The organism is Galliscardovia ingluviei (assembly GCF_014635685.1).
Classification (GTDB): Bacteria; Actinomycetota; Actinomycetes; order Actinomycetales; family Bifidobacteriaceae; genus Galliscardovia; species Galliscardovia ingluviei.
The window spans coordinates 160,964-179,322 of the sequence record NZ_BMDH01000003.1 but is presented as its reverse complement, the minus strand read 5'-3'; the positions used below and the strand labels follow the sequence as shown (position 1 = coordinate 179,322).

Here is an 18,359-nt window from a genome sequence, read left to right as displayed (position 1 = left end):
CCATTCCGAACCTGGAAGCCAAGACCCGGCACGGCGATGGTACTGCACTCGGTAGGGTGTGGGAGAGTAGCACACCGCCACGGTTATTAATCTTAAAATAGGGAGGAAACCAAAGGTTTCCTCCCTATTGCTATATGTAGACTTATTCGATCAACCACGTTATAGCTCTCAACCTCACATTTCAACTATACTCAAACACAACCCTGCATAGTTAAATGAGTACTCAGTATAGGATTATGCTTATGAAAAACATATATTTTGACTGTGATTTAGGTGCCGATGATGCCCTAGCTCTTGCCTATCTATTAGCTTCTCCAAATATTAATCTTCTTGGTGTTGGATCTGTGTGCGGTAATACCAGCGCAGATCAAGCAGCTAAAAACACATTAGATCTACTTGATTTAGGAGGATATACGAATATCCCTGTAGCTGTAGGAGAGCAAGATTTCAGAGTTAACACCTTTGACGATAGTGTTAAACACATACACGGCGATAATGGCGTAGGCAATATCGAATTACCCCATACTTCACGCACTCCCGTCAAGGAAGACGCAAAAGACATGCTTCTGCGTCTTTCACACGAATATGCTGGTACACTGCATGTTCTAGCTATCGGACCGTTGACGAATCTTGCAGCGGCACTAGAAAGCGACCCTACACTTCCTTCACGCATTGCATCAGTGACGATTATGGGCGGTGCAGCCATGGTACCAGGCAATATCAGCGCTGTAGCAGAGGCTAATATCGGAAACGACCCAGAAGCTGCCCGCATAGTTTTTGAAGCATCTTGGCCAATAACTGTTGCGCCGCTTGACGTTACGATGGCGAATACTTTTGAAGAAGAACACCGTCATGCATTGTTGCACAGTACAAACCCAGTGGCGCAAGCAGTAGGACAAATTTTAGACTTTTATTTTGATTTCTATACCACAGAATACGGCAGACGGTGCAGCGCAGTACACGATCCTATTGCAGCAGCATTATGTGCAGAAGGTATTACAACTGACATTGCGCCATGCGCGCCCGTGACTGTTGATGATACACAAGGGCCGGGTAGAGGTCAGCTCATCTGCGATTTGCGCGGTCAGCGAGTAGGATGGCATGATATTGACGGCGCACATGTGCGAGTGGTATTGCACACTGCTTGTGATGTAGCACAACATTTAGTTGATGTGATTACTGCATAAATGAGAAACTAGTACAGCTCACTACTGAATCGGGCTAGCGGCTACCGACATCTACGAGCTTTTCTCTACTGCAGATACGTTAAGCAACTAGCCCGATACACTACTCTATAGTTGAACGATAGCTATAACGTCCGGCTTATCTATTCAGCTGGAAGCCCTGTGCAGCTGCTGGAGTAGTAATATTTTTCTTGGAAAGATCCTTCTGAGCATTCTTGACTACCTGATCGCTAAACGCTGCAACTGGACGATCAGCATGACGCAAATCATAATATTGGTGTACTCGCTTATCAAAATCAGCTAAATTCTCATTAAGCTGCTGCGTGAACTGAGTATCATCAGCCTCTGGATAATGGTTCTCAAAGAACTGCATAGACTGAGACATACGTGGCTTAATCATAGGTTCTTGAGCAGGCTTGCCAATGGCTAAACCAAGTACTGGGAATGTATACTTTGGCAGGTGTAGAATTTCAATGAGCTTATCAATATTGTTAAGAATAGATCCCAAGTATACGCAGCCAAGACCTAGGGAATTTGCAGCAGTCTCCATAGCATGCATGGCTAGAATTACATCATTATGTGCCTGAACAAAACGATAGCTACTTGTAAAAGACACGGTATCTTCGGTAAATTCAGCATCGTGAGACTGTGCAATCTGCATATTGCGATGTTCGTCTGCTACAAAAACATACAGTAGAGGAGCCTGAGCAATATACGGTTGGTTGCCAATTTCTGCCAGCTGTGCAGCAACATTTGGGTCAGTAATACGAATCGCAGACCAATCATTAAGAAATTCGCTAGTTGGAGCATGCTGGGCGACAGACTGCAATGTTTCAATCACATCATCTGGGATCGGCTCATCCGCCCACTGACGGATAGAGCGTCGTTCGAGAAGCGTAGTAATAGTACTATTTTGTAAGGTATATTCACTCATAATCATATTGTGTCACTATGTACTAACTGACGGCTTATATGATGCGCAAAATATACATGCGGTGAAATTATTTGCGGCGCTGTTGCAGTCGTTTAATAACGGCACGGGAGCTTTTATCAGAAAGCTGTGTAACGATTGCAACAAAAGCAGCAGAGCAGGCAGCAAACAGTAGCTCCATAAGCAGACTGTTACGCTCAACGTTTGCAGTTTCAGCACTTCGGTGGCTCTTTTTCGGTGTGCCAGGACCTAGATTCCATAGTTTGCCAAATACTTTACCTGCAACCATGCCTGCAAGACTTGGCACAGCCATGCCAATCAGCTTATCGAGTGCGGTATCAGGATCAGCAGTTCTTGATGCACGCAGCTGTGTTACTCGTTCATCTACTGCATTGAGCTTGTCCACAATATCTTGTGCTTGAGGACTGATTGAAGAATCACTGCTAGTTTTATGCTGAACATGCAGTGTAGTACTAGCATCAGTATACGTGCCAGCATCATCGGGTAACGTAGATTTGCCTAATATCAGTTGCTCTGCCGCAGTTGCAGGTGTTGTCTGTGTGCTAGTGACTCGAGCTTTTCGTGCATGCTTTGGCTGGGATCCTTTACTCATGCTTCTATCATAGTCGATATTGCGAATTCTTATTTAACTGCTTTAACTTTGATAGTTATTCTTCTATTGTGCGGATTTGAAGGATATAACAGAATATACATATATACTTTCCTATAGTTGTGTTCCTCCGCAATACCAACCATCGATAATTGCAATCGATTGATTTTTCCATATTGTGAACATAGAAAATAGACTTATGACACATATTTTCAGTCAAAAATACTTGTATATTTGTTTAGTTTTGTTTACTTTCGGTGTTTTGTGAGCGCTCTCAATTGGAAACGGTTGCAAAAAGTGCAACTTTAATATAGGCAATTTGCAATCGCTTAACATAACATACCTGAATAAAAATGTTGAAATATCAACAAAATGGAAGTGAATAATCCTCTATTTAGTTGAAAAATACAGTATATTGCAAATTAGTAGTATGAATTTTCACCAGAGAAAAAATTTTTTGAAAAAACACTGACATCGTTTGCATAAAATCATTTTTTGTTGTTTAATAGAGGTATCGAATTCGCGAGGGTGCGTACACACTCCTCGCAAGTCGTGGAATGTAGAGAAAGGTTCGACGATGAATCGTACTATTAAGTCCGCAATCGGCATGATTGCTATTGCAGCAATGTCATTGGGTACGCTCGCAGCATGCGGTGGTTCAAGCGACAGCGGTAGCGCAGATGGAAAAGGTAAGGTATACTACCTGAACTTCAAGCCAGAATCAGCAGACCAGTGGGTAGCGCTTGCTAAGGAATACACCAAGGAAAAGGGTGTAGAAGTTAAGGTGCAGACTGCTGCTTCCAATACTTATGAGCAGACTTTGAAGTCAGAAATTGCAAAGACTGACGCTCCAACACTCTTCCAGATTAACGGTCCAGTTGGCTACCAGAATTGGAAGAAGTACACTGCCGACATGTCCAACACTGAAGTGTACAAGCAGTTGACCAGCGAAGACTTGGCTCTTAAGGATGGCAACAAGGTAGTTGGCGTGCCATATGCTATGGAAACCTATGGCTTGATTTACAACAAGCCACTGCTTGAGAAGTACTTCGCACTGCCAGACGCAGCTGTAAAGTCTGTGGACGAAATCAACTCCTTCAAGAAGCTCAAGGAAGTTGCAGACGGTATTCAGGAACACAAGACAGATCTTGGTGTTGAAGGCGCATTCACCTCTGCTGGTTTCGATTCCAGCTCTGACTGGCGCTTCAAGACTCACCTTGCAAACCTCCCACTCTACTACGAGTTCACCAAGGATAAGGTAACTGAGCAGCCAGCAACCATCAAGGGCACTTACCTGCCTCAGTACAAGCAAATCTTCGACCTGTACTTGAAGGATTCCACCACTGAACCAACTCAGCTCAGCTCCAAGACTGGCGATGACGCAACTTCTGAGTTCGCACTTGGCAAGGCTGTGTTCTACCAGAATGGTACTTGGGCTTGGTCTGATTTGCAGAAGGCTGGCATGACTGCTGATCAAGTTGGCATGCTCCCAATCTACATCGGCGCTCCTGGCGAAGAGAAGCAGGGTCTTGCAACCGGTTCTGAGAACTACTGGTGCATCAACGAGAAGGCTTCTGACGCTGATAAGAAGGCAACCGAAGACTTCTTGGCTTGGGTCATCACTTCCGATCAGGGTAAGAAGGCTCTGTCTAGCGAAATGGGTCTGACTACCCCATTCAAGACTTTCTCCGACATTAAGAGCGATAACCCATTGACTCAGGCAGCTGTTGCTGACAGCCAGTCCGGCAAGACTCCAGTAAGCTGGAACTTCACCATGATGCCATCTGAGAACTGGAAGAACAACCTCGGTAATGCTCTTCTTGAGTACGCTCAGGGCACTGGTAACTGGGATGCTGTAAAGACTGCATTCGTGGACGGTTGGAAGACTGAATACGAGCAGACTCACTAAATCCTAGTGATTGCAAACTGATAACTTAATATGGTGAGTGGGTTGCAGCTCTTGAATTGTGACCCACTCACTCCAAAACTTCTACGTTATTCCTCCTCTCCGTAACGTAGCATAACTTAACTCTTCATGATTTACTCCTTCATTGTTCCTCCAAATTGAATATGATTCGGTTCATGGAATCGATTGCTGCCGCTGATGTGACTCTCCTGCATATCAGCGGCTTTTTTTGGATCTTCACATAACAATGCATAATCTGACGAGCAAATATGACCGCATATCGTTCATGTTTTTATACAGAGCATATATAAGTGATTATGCTGACGTAAATTATGTAAGTTTAGTGAGTGCAGCAGGTAGCGCAGTAATCTTTGCTCAGAACTATGGTCATCGTAAAGGCGCAAAAGGACAGCCCAAGTAGCCTGTATTAGGTTGCTTGGGCTTTTATGTGTCTGTGTATTGATATTTATGCAGTTATGAATGAGAAGCAGTCAGATACTGCAATGGCATATTGCTAATACATTAGTTATTTACGCAAATTAATAGCGCAAATTTTTAACGCATTGGTCGGCTTGTGCTGGAACGTACTACAAGTTGTGCATCACAGGTAATAAAGAGCTGCTCTGGGGTGCGTCCTTCAATCAAGTCAAGGGCAATGCGTGCTGCTTGTTGTGCCATACCGACCGGATCTTGGCGAATAGTTGTGAGTGAAATATCGTCAGTGTAGAAGCTGTCATCATAGCCAATCAGTGACACGTCATGAGGTACAGAAAGCCCATTGCGCTCAAGCTGAAAGAGTAATGGCACAGCGATACCGTCTTCTTGGCAAGCGATTGCAGTTGGCATTTGTGGCAAACTCATCAACTGAGTGATCACATCGCCGATTTGATAGTGACCGTTTGCATCGACTTTGCATACTAAAATCTGAGGCTCAACTTGGGCTTGCTTGCAGGCGGCAGTAAACGCTTGCAAACGCCCTCCAACAGAGAATGACAGTGAAACCTCGCGGTCGGTGCTGATATAGGCTATAGAACGATGTCCGAGAGTAAGTAAATGCTTGGCGGCAATACTTGATCCCTGCACATCGTTAATGCTTACGGATGCACTAAAACCGCGCTCTTGGGCGTTTGGAGAGTTAATACCGATAATTGGCACTCCAACCGTCGCCAGCTGTTGAATTTCCTGCTGATCAATGTCGAACGACACCACAATAACTGCGTCAGCATTGCGGCGTACCGGCAGCATTTCAAAGAACTCTTTGCGTTCTTCAATGCTGGAGACTGGGAAAACGGAAACATCATAGCCTTCTGCATGGAGGACATCGTTCAAACCTTCAAGTACTGATGCGGTAAACCAAAGGCGGATATGCCCACTCATCAGGACTGCGATGCGTAGAGATTTTCCTGATTTCAATGCCACTGCAGATCGGGAAACGGAGAAATTTAATTGATTGGCGACTTCTAGTACACGCTTGCGGGTAGTAGAAGAAACAAGGTCTGGACGTGTGAAGGACCTAGAAACTGTGGAAATAGACACTCCTGCTGCTTGTGCCACATCTTGAATACTGCTAGTCATACTATCCCTTTTCTATACACAATGCGTGTCATGGCAGACATAGCAACGATGCATATATCTGCATATATCAATGACCATGATTTGCAAACCCTACCACTAGGATACACGATTTTTTGTACAAAAGTATGGATTTGCAGTGTTTTGCAAACGATTGGTCTACAAACGTTTGCAGATACCTCATTATAGCAGATTTTTTCGGAAAAACATTGGAAAATATGACACTGAGTGTTGCAAAAAAAAATTGCAAAACACAAGTATTCCATTTTTTATGACAACGTTTGACATTTATTGCAAACTGAACTAGCATATTGCATTAGCGTTGGATGCATGGTGCATTCAATAAAGAAGAGACCTAATCGCGGTGCAACACGAGGTTGTGGGGCAAACCAACGAAGGGAGCGGGTGGTGCTTCATGATTAGCATGGCAGGAAAAGCAATACGCCGGTGGTGGGCGTTATTCTCACTGCCGACATTTCTTGCGTTCATAATTGGCTTTGTCGTGCCATTTATTATGGGCGTATATTTGAGCTTCTGTGAGTTCACAACAGTAACAGATGGCGAATGGGTAGGATTGAAGAACTACACCAAGGCGCTTCATGATAAAGAGTTTGTGCACGCACTCGGCTTCTCAACAGCGTTTACCATTGTGACAACGATTGTAATCAATGTCGCAGCCTTTGCTATTGCATATATGCTTACGAAGGCTATTAAAGGTTCAACAATTTACCGCTCGGTATTCTTTATGCCAAACCTTATCGGCGGCATTATTCTAGGCTATATCTGGTTGCTGCTGCTGAATGGTATTTTGGCTCACTGGTCTCGCGCATTGACCTACTCAGCTACCTACGGTTTCTGGGGTCTGGTTATTTTGGTGTGCTGGCAGCAAATCGGTTATATGATGATTATTTATATTGCTGGTATGCAAGCGTTGCCAACAGACGTGCTCGAGGCAGCACAAATGGACGGCGCAACCGGCACGCAAACGATGTTCAAGATTATTATTCCTTTGATGATGCCTTCTATTACCGTTTGCTCATTCCTTACTGTAACTAACGGATTCAAGCTGTATGACCAGAACTTGGCGTTGACTAATGGTGCTCCAAGTAACATGTCTGAAGGCTTGGCAATGAATATTACTCGTACATTCTACGGACGCATGGGCTTTGAGGGCGTCGGTCAGGCTAAAGCTGTGCTGTTCTTCATTTTGGTAGCGGTGATTGCGCTGATTCAAAATAAGCTCACCACAAGCAAGGAGGTGGCAGCATAATGGGCGATAAGGTAAAGCACAGTGGTTTATGGAGCACGCTTTTTGCTGTAATTTCACTGGCATGGGTATTCCCAATTGTGCTGGTGCTCATCAACTCCTTCAAATCAAAAACCTATATTTCTGCTAACACCTTCTCTCTGCCAGTAGGCAAAGCATTCGTTGGTTTGGATAACTACACTCGTGGTATTGAAACGACAAAGTTCTTTGCAAGTTTCGGCTGGACCCTGCTGATTACTGTCGGCTCTGTAGTGCTGATTTTGCTGTGCACTTCAATGTGTGCTTGGTGGATTGTTCGCGTGAATAATTGGGCAGCAAAAGCATTGTATGTGATGTTCCTGTTCAATATGATTGTGCCATTCCAGATGGTAATGTTCACGCTTTCTAAGCTCGCTGATATGTTAAAGCTCAATACGCCATGGGGTTTGTGCATTGTGTACTTGGGCTTCGGTGCTGGCTTGGCAGTGTTTATTTTCACTGGCGTTATCAAGGGTATTCCTGCCGAGCTAGAAGAATCTGCAATGATTGATGGTGCTTCTGTACCACGTATTTTCTTCCAGATTGTGGTTCCAATTATGAAGCCATCTATTGTTTCTGTAGCAATTTTGGAAGCTATGTGGATCTGGAACGACTACCTGCTGCCATACTTAACTCTTGATTTGAGTAAGTATAAGACCATTTCTGTAGCTGTGCAGTATTTGAAGGGCGGCTATGGTTCGGTTGATATGGGCGCTATGATGGCGTGCTTGGTGCTGGCAATTATTCCAATTATCGTGTTCTACATGATCTGCCAGAAGTACATCGTCAAAGGTGTAATGGCTGGGGCTGTTAAGGGTTAAAGCCCTTGGCTGGACAGTCCGGTGGACTGTCCAGAGGCTCATGCTGAGCAAACTATGTTTGCGAAGTAATGTTGGGGCTGCGTATGCAGTCGATAATGGTCGGAGGGGGCTGTTAAGGGTTAAAAACCCTTATATTGACAATCCAGTGGATTGTCAATAAGCCCCAGCCGAGCAAGCCATGCTTGTGAGGTAAGTGTGTGGTCTGCGTAAGCAGTCAGAAATGGCTGGCCGTCAAGGACTAACCAGTCAAAAAATAATTTCAGATGAAATAAATACAGTGCTATCTGTCTCGCGCTTTGCTAACTTGCATTTGCGTGTGGCAGGTAGCATTTTGTATATGTTGTATATGTGCTAAATTTTTTTGTTTTACTATTTTTTTAATTTTGATCCCTGATTTGCCCTCTTAAATGGTCAATTTATGGAAACTATGGTGTTCTTGGAATATATATGAATTATTAAAGTGTACACTACACTCATATAAGGGCATTACTGATGCTCGATATTGATAGTGAAGTCTGATGGAAGAAGTGATATGGATTCGCAGAAACTACTTCTTCGGTTGGCTGTAATGCTTTGCTTTGCCGGGGGAGCTGTAGGCTTTGCCATAAAGCAGCAATATGTTTCGGCAATATTATTTGCTATTGTAGCTTTGGTTTTTCTTTATTCTGCATGGCAGAGTTATAAAAAATCTAGCGAAAACAGAAATAGTAGCGAGAGTAAGAAGCGCTAATGGATGGTGGCGGGATAGACTATAGTAAAACCAATATCACCAGAGAAAATATCAGTGATTGTGCTGATATACTATTACAGCTTCAATCGTTTTCATGCTGGTATAACAAACAACGACCCATTATTAAACAAGGCAATCTGCTCTTTGAAAATGGTTGTGCCACCGGCATTCTTGGAAAAAATGGTGCTGGTAAAACGACGCTGTTTAATGCTATTGCAGGGATACTAAATGGAGTCTCTTATGAGAAGTGTGTGTATTTAGGTGATTCCATTACTCTAAATTCTGTGGACTTTAAGCAATGTCGCATACTATCGTTTGCAGAAGATCATAGTTTCCCGACTTGGAATCTTGAATACTATATCAGTTTTATGAGTAGTGCGTACCGAGTGAAGTTGAAACCTGCATTAGTACATGAGCTTATTGACGGGTTCCAAGTCGGGCGTTATGTGCACGCGCCATTTCATGAGCTATCAAGTGGCAATAGGAAGAAATGCAACCTTATCGCAGCTTTTGCTTTACAGCGTCCTTTACTTATTCTTGATGAATCAACAGATTTCTTGGATTTTGAAGCGACTGAATATGTATATCAGTTGATTCGGCGAAGAACGAAGTGTGGATTATGTACTGTAGTGAGCTCTCATATCGCGCAGACATTCACTCGCTGTTGTGAATATTTGTACATCATTAGTGATGGTGAAATTAGTACACGTTACCGTACTCCGGCAACTGCTGATTCAATAGTAGCTCTTCTTAGTGGTAATTAGCGAGAGTATGGGTATAAGATGAGTGTGCATACTACAAATAAACAATCGAGATTGAATAGCTGTGTAGTGAATACGATTGCTTTGTTGAAGTATGTGGTTCGTGCATTTATCTCAAAAAATACAGTATTTTCTGCGATAATTTTTTCTTGTATCGCCTACCTGTTTTCGCAATTTTTTGCTGTCGCAGTATCTATGCATATGCTTGTATTTGGCATAGAACTAGCCTGCGCTTTATCCGCATATTTTACTGCAGAATCTTGGACACGCACTGACTCTTGGAGAGCTATTATTCTCACTCCGAACAAGCCTAGATTAATGCTAGTAGCGCTAACTTTTGCGGTAACGCTGGTGGTAGTAAGTGAAATACTAATCCCGATTACTGCGTTTACGGTAAGTAGCATGGACTTTCCTCATGCTGGGGAAGGTTGGGCGTATTTGCATATCGCAGTTCTTGCAGTTTTAGTTACGTGTATTGCTTGTATACTATTAGCTGTGCGTTTGCTGTTTCTCAAAACTGTTAGGGAATACAGTATTTTGTTGCTGATGGGTATGTTGTTGATGTTGCCTATGATTTTGCAACGGTATCAAGTACAGCATATGGTTTTTGATAGTGTGCTTTTACTAGCATCGATTGCTACTATTTGTTTCGCAATGGCACTGCCTTGTTCAAATATTATGTGTCTGTCGAGTGGGCAAACCGCGGTATTAACGTCGACAAGCAAACCTCGGTCAATAGTGCAAAAACTCATTGGGCATTCTCTTGTGTTGGGAGAATTGCGAACTTCTACAAGTGCCCAATTAAATACTATAGTGAGTGCGTTGTTTATGGGATTCTTTGCGTTCGTTACATCGCAAAGTGCAATGCAAATGCCTCTGGCGTTTATGCTCATTGGGATTAATTCTCCACTAACTACCATCATTTCTCGTAACAAAGATTCGCAACGTTTGCTAGCCATGCTGCCTCATGCTCCCGCGCTATGGGTGCGCTACTGGAGTGACTTATTCCTAATATGCGTCTTAACTTGTATTCCGCAATACGTGGTATATGCAATACTGCTACCGACTCCAATAGCCGTGATTTATATTATTGCCTCACTGGTTATTTGTATGCAGAATGCTGGAATCTCGGTTGCTTTGGATGTTGGTAAACCTTTGCATAATTGGAAAACGGAGCGCGAGGTACTAAAATCGTCGCGCAAGTTTGTTGCTTCACTTGTTACTGTTATTGAGTTGGGTGTTGCAATGTCGGTTGCTACTATATAGGTGCTTAAATAATACTGCGAAATAGACTTTAGATAAGCACAGCATTGTGTACAGTAGTGGTATGCATTTTCTTTCTCCGGACTCGCGGCTGATGCGTGGGCTTAGTAATTTGACTGACGCGATACTTATTAATGTGCTGCTGATTATTACATCAATCCCTGTGATCACTGCTGGGGCTTCTTTGACCGCAGCTCATGTGGCAGCACGTAAGGCGATTGTTGGAGAGGGGCACCTGTTTTCAAATTATGTGCAGGCGTGGAAGCGCAACTTGTTGCAATCGTTGCCATTATGGTTAGTGTATGGTGTTACTGGTGGGTTACTGGTATACGCTTGGCTATTCTTGCAAATTACACCGTTGCTTGTTCCAAAATTTGGGTTCAGTATTATTTGGCTGTTTGGCTTTGAATGGGTATTTGCGCTCCAGGCGCGGTTTGAAAATAGTGTGGGGCGTACGCTGGTGAATGCGCTTGTATTTTCAGTGACGAATATTGGGTATACGCTGGCGATGATTGCTATGGATGCGGTATATGTGGGGCTTCTGGTCGCTTGCTGGATACTGATGCCGCAGGGGCTGTTTTTATTGGTAGTGCTTGGTTACGGCACGCTGATTATGCTGCATATTCCTCTGCTTGAGCGAGCATTGCGCAAATATATTAACGAAGCATAATAAGTATTGTCACATAGAAACTGGGCTATAGCGTAATGCTATAGCCCATTATCTGTTGTACTTGGTTATCGTAAGAACTTACTGACGTGTGCTAAGCTCACCGTTCATAATGCGTGCCAGACGCTGAACTCGATCAAGCTTGAACACTTCATCAGTTGGCACAACGTGCTTATCTCCATCGGCCAGAGGAATACGCCAATTTGGATACTGCGTGCTAGTGCCAGGCTGATTCTGAGAGCGGCGCTCGCCTACGCCATCAACTAATGCCGCCTGATGCAGTAGCGAAGGGGTGGCAGTAAGCATGCAATGCAATGCCTCGACCACTTCTTGCACATGATGTTCAACATCTTGCGCATACTCTTGGCGTAACCAACCTTCTTCGACCAGCATATTCATCATAGCTGTGCGCTCTGCGAGAGCTGATGCCGCAAACTCTTCTACAGGTCCGGTAAGTAGATGTAGTTTTTCACGCAATTCAACATGTTCAAATTGCAAATAACCTGCTGTTGGAGGCAAATCGTGAGTAGTGACGGATGCCAAAGCGCCCTTACGATAATCTGATGCTGGAGCATACGGGTCGCCGGCATTTGGAGAATTATCAACGCGGGCAAACCATGCCACGTCAGTGCCGAGTACGCCATGTGCTGCGAGAGCTTCGCGCACTTCTTGAGGTACAGTGCCGAGATCTTCGCCAATAACCATGCCGCCTACGCGGGTGGCTTCAATAGTGAGTACTGCCAGCATCGCTTCGTGGTTGTAGGTCACATAAGCGCCATTTTTAGCACCTAAGCCCTTTGGAATCCACCAGAGACGGAAGAGTCCGAGCACGTGATCAATGCGCACTGCACCAGCGTGGGCGAAAACGGAATGTACCATTTCGCGGTAGGTCAAGTATCCAGTTTGCTCAAGATGGCGTGGGTTAAACGGAGGCTGTCCCCAATCCTGACCCTGCTGGTTGTAGAAATCTGGAGGGCAACCCACAGTGACACCGCCAAGGGCAAAGCGTTCAGGGTTGCCCCAGACATCAGAGCCTAGATCATGCACGCCAACAGCCATATCGAGCATGAGACCAAGGGTCATGCCTGCGTCTTTTGCTGCCTGCTGTGCTTCGGTGATCTGGCAGTCTGCAATCCATTGCAGCCAACGGTTAAACTCAAAGAGATCATGATGCTCTTCAATAAGGCTGTGGATGCGTTCACTTTGCAACGTAGTAGTGGTGAACCAAGAATCTTCGCCCCAAGGAGTTCCCCATACTTCAAAAGCCACGCACCAAGTTGCCCATGTGTCAAGGTCTGCGCCTGTGTTATCAAGGAACTGCTCGTAGGTAGCAGTACGGTCTGCATTCATGCCGTGGTCGAAAATAATACGCAATGCTGCGCGCTTTGCTTCCCAAGCGGCGTTAATGTCAATTGGTTCTGCATCGGTGTTAGCATCAGCAACGCGAGCATGTAAAGCATCTACTTGTGTGCGCTCTTGTTCGCTGAGCTGCGCGTATTCTGGAATATCTTGTGGTCGAATATAGGTGACGTTTAAGAAGCGTCGTGACTCTGGCAAGTATGGTGATGGCTCAAGCGGTGCAATTGGCGAGCAAGCGTGAATAGGGTTAATAAGCATAAAATCAGCGCCATGCGTATGTGCTGCATCGGTTGCAAGTGTGCGCAAATCCGAGTAATCGCCTACGCCCCATGAATCTTGAGAGCGCACGGAGTACATTTGTGTCATCCAACCCCAACGGCTGCGCTCTGCAATTGCTGGTGGCACTGGGATAGTCGCTGGTGCGCACAGTACAGTAGCTTGTGCTGTTGTTGTGCCGTTCGCAATAGTGAGTGTGTGGTAGCCCATAGGCACTTGCTTGCCAATCACTACGCTGTAGGTTACTGTGCCATCGGTGTTAGCTTTTTGGTCAACTGGCAGTGACTCGGTTTCGCCGTTTTCTAAATCAAGTAATGCTGTCGTATGCTCGTTTGCAGCAGGACCGAGCGTAAGTACAGTATCGCTGCCGGCTGTGGCAACTACAGTCGGGTTGATAAGGCGTTCTTGAGCTTGCTGCTGGATAGTTGCTAACGATTGCGCAATATGCTCATCATCAGAAGCATCAATATCTAGTGCTTTGAGCACACTTACAATTGCTTCATCTGTATTTTCTACATAGGTACCCAATTGGTCGATGTAGGATGTCGAAACACCGCATGCGTGTGCCAATTGAATCAATGGTCGAGCAAGACGCTCTTCACTCTCTTGTTGAATGGTGGTCTGTGCCATATTTCCTTGCCTTAATCCCAGTTTTGCAAACGTCACCAAAATATTTTCGCCAATGAAAACATGGCAAAGTTTGCGTATCGATGGATATATGATACATGTTTTTGACAACGATTGCAATACGACTTGCATATCGAGTTCATAATGCGACACGCCAGGTTGAGTCTGATTAACTCAAGTTTTGTGAAGAAGTGGGAATATAATTTGCCTTAAGGAAGTTGAGTGATATAGGCTCAAGTTTAGAGCAAGGCAAAACGAGCTGTGCAGTAACAGTAATACCGGCACCAGCAACAAGTAGCCTGCTAAGACTTGGAGCGAAAAGCTACAAACGAATAGAAATATATGCACAGCAATGTGCATAGCAAAAGGAGACAATATGGGACGCGCAGTAGGTATTGATTTAGGTACCACAAATTCTTGCATTGCTACACTCGAAGGTGGTCAGCCAACAGTAATCGTAAACGCTGAAGGCGCTCGCACTACACCATCAGTAGTAGCATTCAGCAAGTCTGGTGAAATTTTGGTAGGCGAAGTTGCTAAGCGTCAGGCAGTAACCAACGTTGACCGCACCATTAGCTCTGTAAAGCGCCATATGGGCACTGATTGGAGCGTAGAAATTGACGGAAAGAAGTGGACTCCACAAGAGATTTCCGCACAGATTTTGATGAAGCTCAAGAGGGATGCAGAAGCATACTTGGGCGAACCAGTAACTGATGCAGTAATTACCTGCCCAGCATACTTCAATGACGCACAGCGTCAGGCAACCAAGGACGCAGGCACTATTGCAGGCTTGAATGTGCTTCGTATTATTAACGAGCCAACCGCTGCAGCACTTGCTTACGGCTTGGAAAAGGGCAAGGAAGATGAAAGTATCCTAGTATTCGACTTGGGTGGCGGTACTTTTGATGTGTCCTTGCTGGAGATTGGTAAGGATGATGACGGCTTCTCCACAATTCAGGTGAAGGCAACCAATGGCGATAACCGCTTGGGTGGCGATGACTGGGATCAGAAGATTATCGACTGGCTTGTTGGCGAAGTAAAGAATAAGTATGGCGTTGATCTTTCCAAGGATAAGATTGCTTTGCAGCGCTTGAAGGAAGCAGCTGAGCAGGCAAAGAAGGAGTTGAGCTCGTCTACTTCAACCTCTATCTCAATGCAGTACTTGGCTATGACTGCTGACGGCGTACCAGTGCATCTTGATGAGACCTTAACTCGTGCACACTTCGAGGAAATGACTGCTGATTTGCTCGGCCGCTGCCGCACACCATTCAATAATGTGCTTTCAGACGCTGGCATCTCCATTTCTCAGATTGACCACGTAGTGCTTGTTGGTGGTTCAACACGTATGCCAGCAGTTAAGGAATTGGTCAAGGAGCTGACCGGCGGTAAAGAAGCAAATCAGTCTGTGAACCCAGATGAGGTAGTAGCAGTTGGTGCAGCTGTACAGTCTGGAGTTATTAAGGGCGACCGTAAGGATGTGCTGCTGATTGATGTAACTCCATTGAGCCTTGGTATTGAAACTAAGGGCGGCATTATGACCAAGCTCATTGATCGTAACACCGCTATTCCAACCAAGCGCAGTGAAGTCTTCTCAACAGCAGAAGATAACCAGCCATCTGTACTCATTCAGGTATATCAGGGTGAACGCGAATTTGCTCGCGATAACAAGCCACTGGGTACTTTTGAGCTGACTGGTATTGCTCCAGCTCCACGCGGTATTCCACAGATTGAAGTCACCTTTGATATTGACGCTAATGGCATTGTGCATGTCTCTGCAAAGGATAAGGGCACTGGTAAGGAACAGTCCATGACTATTACCGGTGGTTCTGGTCTGCCAAAGGACGAGATCGACCGCATGGTGAAGGAAGCAGAAGCACACGAAGCTGAAGATAAGCAGCGCCGTGAAGATGCTGAAACCCGTAATCAGGCTGAAAGCTTCGCATATCAGACTGAGAAGCTTGTCAACGACAACAAGGACAAGCTCTCTGACGATGTAGCTAAGGACGTAACCGACAAGGTGAACGCTTTGAAGGAAGCCTTGAAGGGTGAGGACATCGAGAAGATTAAGAGCGCACAAACTGAGTTGATGACTGCTGCTCAGAAGATTGGTGAGCAGCTGTACGCACAGCAGGGCGCTGAAGGCGCTGCAGGTGCCGCTGGCGCCGCTGGTGCAGGTGCTGCTAACGCTGGTGCACAGTCTGACGATGACGTAGTTGATGCCGAAGTCGTAGACGATGACGACAACAAGGACAACAAGTAATATGGCTGCATTCAATAAAGACGATTACTTGAACGACCTGCCCGAAGCCGATAAGGTAGCTGGGCAGGCCAGCCCTGATGGTGCAGCGTCTGACAATGCATCTAACGGTGCGGCACAGTCGGCAGATGCTCCTCAAGCCCATCACGAAGATAGTAATGAGGCAAGCGGGCAAGCTGAACATGCTGAGTCTACGAACTCTGAGGCAAGTGCTGCAGATAGTGCTCAGCAGAGTGCAGATAGTGCTGATAACGGTGAGCAAGGCGATGAATCCACCCTCACCCCACTTGGTCAAGCAAAGAAAGAAGCCGCTGAGTATTTAGAAGCATTGCAGCGTGAGCGTGCAGAATTTATCAATTTCCGCAACCGCGCAGCTAAGGAGCAGGATCGCTTCCGTCAGCATGGCATTATTGACGTGCTGACGGCATTGCTACCTGCTTTAGACGATATGGATCGCATCCGTGAACATGACGGCATGGATGATTCATTTAAGGCTGTCGCTGCAAAAATTGATAAAACCTTCGAAAAGTTCGGTGTGGAAAAGTTTGGTGTTAAGGGCGAGGAATTTGACCCAACTAAGCACGAAGCAATTTTGCATCGTCCTGACCCACAGGCGCAAAGTGAAACAGTAGATGCTGTAGTGGAGGCAGGATATCGCATTGGCGATCGCGTGATTCGCGCGGCACGTGTGGTAGTTGCTTCTCCGCAACAGTAGCCTCTGTGTATCGACTCTGTGGCAGTAACTGAGTAGAAACTACAAAAGCTGCGAGAGTTTTGCAATCTAGGTGTGTAATGGATATCTGTTGCACACCTAGTTTCAAATATGCGAAACTACAACATTGAACATGTAAACATTGTGCATGTATTGATGTGCAGCATGATGAGAATTATGTAAGACGTTTAACAGTAACGTCTAACGCATACACAAATAGAAACTTTCAACATATAGATAACAGAGAGCCCAAACACAATTCATGAAGCTTGGCTTACAGTCTTGAAAGGAGGCAGTGATGGCTGAGAATGAATGGTTAAATAAAGATTTCTATAAGGTCCTCGGTGTCTCCAAGGATGCTAAAGACGATGAAATCACCAAAGCATACCGCAAATTAGCACGTAAATATCACCCTGATCTTAATAAAACAAAAGAGGCAGAAGAAAAATTTAAGGACATTTCCGAAGCCTACGATGTGCTTTCTGATGCTAACCAGCGCAAGAAGTATGACGCTATTCGCCAATTTGGCATGGGTGGCGCTCGCTTTGCTGGAGGATCAGGACAGGGTGGATTTGACGCAGGATCCTTCGCAGATATGTTTGGATCCATGTTCGGCGGCGCTTCTGGTGCTGGCACTGGCGGACAGCGCATTCGATTCTCTACGTCTGGCACCAATGGCGGACCTGATCTAAGTGATATTCTAGGCGCGTTCGGCGGCGCTGGAGGCTTTGGTACAGGTTATGGTGCAGGCGCAGGTCATGCTGGAGCTGGCTATGGTGCTGGATATCAGGAAGCGCCACGTCCAGAGCAAGGCAAAGACCGCAATTCTACAATTACACTTACTCTGCGGCAAGCCATTAAGGGCGCTACAGTATCGCTTGGTGTTGGCGGGAAGAAGTTTAAAACGCATATTCCTGCTGGCGTGCGCGATGGGCAGAAAATCCGCCTTCCAGGTAAAGGACATGAAGGCAGGAATGGCGGTAAAAACGGCGACTTGTATCTGACTGTTAAAGTCAAGTCAGATGACCGCTTTGCTATGGACGGCAAAGATGTGGTGATGACACTTCCAATCACCGTGGCAGAAGCTGCATTTGGCGGCAAAGTGAATACTACGGATATTGACGGCAAGCCGCTCACGGTAAAAATTCCAGCAGGCTCAGACACAGGTAGCGTAGTGCGCGTAAAAGGCAAAGGCGTAGTACGTCCAGAGGGTGCCGGTGATTTAGTAGCTCACTTAGAAGTGCATATTCCAACGAACTGGAATATGTTGCAAAAGAAAGCTGCGAAAGATTTCGAGGCGAAAACCTCTCGATTCTCTGAGCAGTTGGCTGAACAGCGCGAAAACGGCGTAGCGCACACTGCTCAACAGTCGCACGATAAAGCTGAGTAGCAAGCAGG

General features: G+C 45.5%; 15 protein-coding genes. 11 read left to right on the top strand and 4 right to left on the bottom strand.

Annotation, left to right across the window (positions count from 1 at the left end; genetic code table 11):
- Positions 1–242 precede the first annotated feature (242 nt).
- Positions 243–1,187 carry a nucleoside hydrolase gene (locus IEU85_RS06850; protein ID WP_229714815.1) on the top strand — a complete coding sequence of 315 codons (945 nt, stop codon included), beginning with the start codon at positions 243–245 and terminating at the stop codon, positions 1,185–1,187.
- Positions 1,188–1,323: 136 nt separating this feature from the next.
- Here the strand turns inward: IEU85_RS06850 and IEU85_RS06845 are convergent, their stop codons facing one another.
- Both IEU85_RS06845 and IEU85_RS06840 read right to left on the bottom strand, forming a co-directional pair.
- Positions 1,324–2,118, bottom strand: coding sequence for a nitroreductase family protein (locus IEU85_RS06845; protein ID WP_188355504.1), 795 nt, complete (start codon positions 2,116–2,118; stop codon positions 1,324–1,326).
- Positions 2,119–2,185: 67 nt separating this feature from the next.
- Positions 2,186–2,728 (bottom strand): DUF4235 domain-containing protein, encoded by a 543-nt coding sequence (locus tag IEU85_RS06840; RefSeq protein WP_188355503.1) that lies wholly within the window; start codon positions 2,726–2,728, stop codon positions 2,186–2,188.
- Between the two features lie 574 nt (positions 2,729–3,302).
- Between IEU85_RS06840 and IEU85_RS06835 the strand changes: the two genes are divergently transcribed.
- Positions 3,303–4,634 (top strand): ABC transporter substrate-binding protein, encoded by a 1,332-nt coding sequence (locus IEU85_RS06835; RefSeq protein ID WP_188355502.1) that lies wholly within the window; start codon positions 3,303–3,305, stop codon positions 4,632–4,634.
- Between the two features lie 552 nt (positions 4,635–5,186).
- Here IEU85_RS06835 and IEU85_RS06830 read toward each other — a convergent pair.
- The gene (locus IEU85_RS06830) at positions 5,187–6,206 is read right to left on the bottom strand and encodes a LacI family DNA-binding transcriptional regulator (RefSeq protein WP_188355501.1); all 1,020 of its coding nucleotides are present in this window, start codon (positions 6,204–6,206) and stop codon (positions 5,187–5,189) included.
- Between the two features lie 412 nt (positions 6,207–6,618).
- Here IEU85_RS06830 and IEU85_RS06825 point away from each other — a divergent pair, with 412 nt between their 5' ends.
- From IEU85_RS06825 to IEU85_RS06800, 6 genes are all read left to right on the top strand, one after another.
- Positions 6,619–7,473 carry a carbohydrate ABC transporter permease gene (locus IEU85_RS06825; RefSeq protein WP_188355500.1) on the top strand — a complete coding sequence of 285 codons (855 nt, stop codon included), beginning with the start codon at positions 6,619–6,621 and terminating at the stop codon, positions 7,471–7,473.
- Positions 7,473–8,309 carry a carbohydrate ABC transporter permease gene (locus tag IEU85_RS06820; RefSeq protein ID WP_188355499.1) on the top strand — a complete coding sequence of 279 codons (837 nt, stop codon included), beginning with the start codon at positions 7,473–7,475 and terminating at the stop codon, positions 8,307–8,309. The genes IEU85_RS06825 and IEU85_RS06820 overlap by 1 nt, the downstream gene beginning before the upstream one ends.
- A 532-nt stretch (positions 8,310–8,841) precedes the next feature.
- Positions 8,842–9,039 carry a hypothetical protein gene (locus IEU85_RS06815; protein WP_188355498.1) on the top strand — a complete coding sequence of 66 codons (198 nt, stop codon included), beginning with the start codon at positions 8,842–8,844 and terminating at the stop codon, positions 9,037–9,039.
- The gene (locus IEU85_RS06810) at positions 9,039–9,803 is read left to right on the top strand and encodes an ATP-binding cassette domain-containing protein (protein WP_188355497.1); all 765 of its coding nucleotides are present in this window, start codon (positions 9,039–9,041) and stop codon (positions 9,801–9,803) included. Before IEU85_RS06815 ends, IEU85_RS06810 begins: the two co-directional genes overlap by 1 nt.
- Before the next feature lie 66 nt (positions 9,804–9,869).
- Positions 9,870–11,066 carry a hypothetical protein gene (locus IEU85_RS06805; RefSeq protein ID WP_188355496.1) on the top strand — a complete coding sequence of 399 codons (1,197 nt, stop codon included), beginning with the start codon at positions 9,870–9,872 and terminating at the stop codon, positions 11,064–11,066.
- Between the two features lie 61 nt (positions 11,067–11,127).
- Complete coding sequence (locus tag IEU85_RS06800) at positions 11,128–11,733, top strand: DUF624 domain-containing protein (protein WP_188355495.1); 606 nt, start codon at positions 11,128–11,130, stop codon at positions 11,731–11,733.
- A 78-nt stretch (positions 11,734–11,811) separates the two neighbouring features.
- On the opposite strand, the gene malQ is transcribed toward IEU85_RS06800, so the two are convergent.
- The gene (malQ, locus tag IEU85_RS06795; protein WP_188355494.1) at positions 11,812–13,995 is read right to left on the bottom strand and encodes a 4-alpha-glucanotransferase; all 2,184 of its coding nucleotides are present in this window, start codon (positions 13,993–13,995) and stop codon (positions 11,812–11,814) included.
- 373 nt (positions 13,996–14,368) lie between these two features.
- Between malQ and dnaK the strand changes: the two genes are divergently transcribed.
- The 3 genes from dnaK to IEU85_RS06780 all read left to right on the top strand — a co-directional run bounded on the left by dnaK (position 14,369) and on the right by IEU85_RS06780 (position 18,351).
- Entirely contained in the window at positions 14,369–16,252 is a 1,884-nt protein-coding gene (gene dnaK, locus IEU85_RS06790; protein WP_188355493.1) for a molecular chaperone DnaK, read from the top strand.
- A gap of 1 nt (position 16,253) precedes the next feature.
- On the top strand, positions 16,254–16,964 hold the full coding sequence (gene grpE / locus IEU85_RS06785; protein ID WP_188355492.1) for a nucleotide exchange factor GrpE: 711 nt from the start codon (positions 16,254–16,256) through the stop codon (positions 16,962–16,964).
- A 295-nt stretch (positions 16,965–17,259) separates the two neighbouring features.
- Entirely contained in the window at positions 17,260–18,351 is a 1,092-nt protein-coding gene (locus tag IEU85_RS06780; RefSeq protein ID WP_188355491.1) for a DnaJ C-terminal domain-containing protein, read from the top strand.
- Positions 18,352–18,359: the final 8 nt, after the last annotated feature.

Excerpts from the sequence above, each read along its gene's own strand:
- IEU85_RS06850 (WP_229714815.1), top strand. The coding sequence starts at position 243 with ATGAAAAACATATATTTTGACTGTGATTTAGGTGCCGATGATGCCCTA.
- IEU85_RS06845 (WP_188355504.1), bottom strand. The coding sequence starts at position 2,118 with ATGAGTGAATATACCTTACAAAATAGTACTATTACTACGCTTCTCGAA.
- IEU85_RS06840 (WP_188355503.1), bottom strand. The coding sequence starts at position 2,728 with ATGAGTAAAGGATCCCAGCCAAAGCATGCACGAAAAGCTCGAGTCACT.
- IEU85_RS06835 (WP_188355502.1), top strand. The coding sequence starts at position 3,303 with ATGAATCGTACTATTAAGTCCGCAATCGGCATGATTGCTATTGCAGCA.
- IEU85_RS06830 (WP_188355501.1), bottom strand. The coding sequence starts at position 6,206 with ATGACTAGCAGTATTCAAGATGTGGCACAAGCAGCAGGAGTGTCTATT.
- IEU85_RS06825 (WP_188355500.1), top strand. The coding sequence starts at position 6,619 with ATGATTAGCATGGCAGGAAAAGCAATACGCCGGTGGTGGGCGTTATTC.
- IEU85_RS06820 (WP_188355499.1), top strand. The coding sequence starts at position 7,473 with ATGGGCGATAAGGTAAAGCACAGTGGTTTATGGAGCACGCTTTTTGCT.
- IEU85_RS06815 (WP_188355498.1), top strand. The coding sequence starts at position 8,842 with ATGGATTCGCAGAAACTACTTCTTCGGTTGGCTGTAATGCTTTGCTTT.
- IEU85_RS06810 (WP_188355497.1), top strand. The coding sequence starts at position 9,039 with ATGGATGGTGGCGGGATAGACTATAGTAAAACCAATATCACCAGAGAA.
- IEU85_RS06800 (WP_188355495.1), top strand. The coding sequence starts at position 11,128 with ATGCATTTTCTTTCTCCGGACTCGCGGCTGATGCGTGGGCTTAGTAAT.
- malQ (WP_188355494.1), bottom strand. The coding sequence starts at position 13,995 with ATGGCACAGACCACCATTCAACAAGAGAGTGAAGAGCGTCTTGCTCGA.
- dnaK (WP_188355493.1), top strand. The coding sequence starts at position 14,369 with ATGGGACGCGCAGTAGGTATTGATTTAGGTACCACAAATTCTTGCATT.
- grpE (WP_188355492.1), top strand. The coding sequence starts at position 16,254 with ATGGCTGCATTCAATAAAGACGATTACTTGAACGACCTGCCCGAAGCC.
- IEU85_RS06780 (WP_188355491.1), top strand. The coding sequence starts at position 17,260 with ATGGCTGAGAATGAATGGTTAAATAAAGATTTCTATAAGGTCCTCGGT.